Raw genomic sequence first — 661 nt, 5'->3', positions numbered from 1 at the left:
CAGGCCCTCGGGGCCGTGGAGGGGGAGGTGACATGGCAGCAGAGGTCTCCGCAGCAGATGGTGCGCTCAAGCAGGGCGCGGACGCCGTGGTGCAGAGCCGTGGGGAGCTGCAGCGCGAGCTGAGCGCCCTGGAGGGCAAGCTGTCCGGCATCGGGTCGCACTGGCAGGGCCAGGGCGCGGTCGCGTTCAACGCACTGATGGCCCGGTGGCGCGAGGACGCGAACAAGATCGTGTCCGCGCTGAACGAGTTCGAGGCCAACCTGCTCACCTCGCAGTCGACGTACACCGCGTCGGACGAGTCGCAGCAGTCGAGCTTCAGCCGCCTGCAGGGCCGGCTGGGCTGATCGGGAGAGGACGAGACGATGGCTGACCTGAAGGTCAACTTCGGTGGTCTGTCGACCGCCGCCGCCGACATCCAGTCGAGCGCGAGCAACATCGAGTCCCGCCTGGCGGACCTGGACCGCTCGCTGCAGCCGCTGCGGGCGAACTGGTCCGGTGAGGCCTCGACCGCCTACACCGCCGCCAAGGCGAAGTGGGAGGCCGCGCTGACCGACATGAAGGCGCTGCTGGCCGACGTCGGCCGCGCGGTGTCGACCTCCGGCGAGGAGTACCAGTCCACCGAGCGGGCCAACGCCGCCCGCTGGTGAACCACCCCGGCCCC

Annotated in this window: 2 protein-coding genes; both read left to right on the top strand. The window is 70.7% G+C overall.

Going from position 1 to position 661, the window contains the following annotated elements:
• Positions 1 to 32: 32 nt before the first annotated feature.
• Positions 33 to 344 carry a WXG100 family type VII secretion target gene (locus tag Cpa01nite_RS18390; protein ID WP_203670312.1) on the top strand — a complete coding sequence of 104 codons (312 nt, stop codon included), beginning with the start codon at positions 33 to 35 and terminating at the stop codon, positions 342 to 344.
• 18 nt (positions 345 to 362) lie between these two features.
• Complete coding sequence (locus Cpa01nite_RS18385; RefSeq protein ID WP_147795412.1) at positions 363 to 647, top strand: WXG100 family type VII secretion target; 285 nt, start codon at positions 363 to 365, stop codon at positions 645 to 647.
• The last annotated feature ends 14 nt before the right edge of the window (positions 648 to 661 follow it).

The organism is Cellulomonas pakistanensis (genome assembly GCF_016862755.1).
Classification (GTDB): Bacteria; Actinomycetota; Actinomycetes; order Actinomycetales; family Cellulomonadaceae; genus Cellulomonas; species Cellulomonas pakistanensis.
The sequence above is the reverse complement of the archived record's forward strand: the minus strand, read 5'-3'. Positions and strand labels throughout refer to the sequence as shown.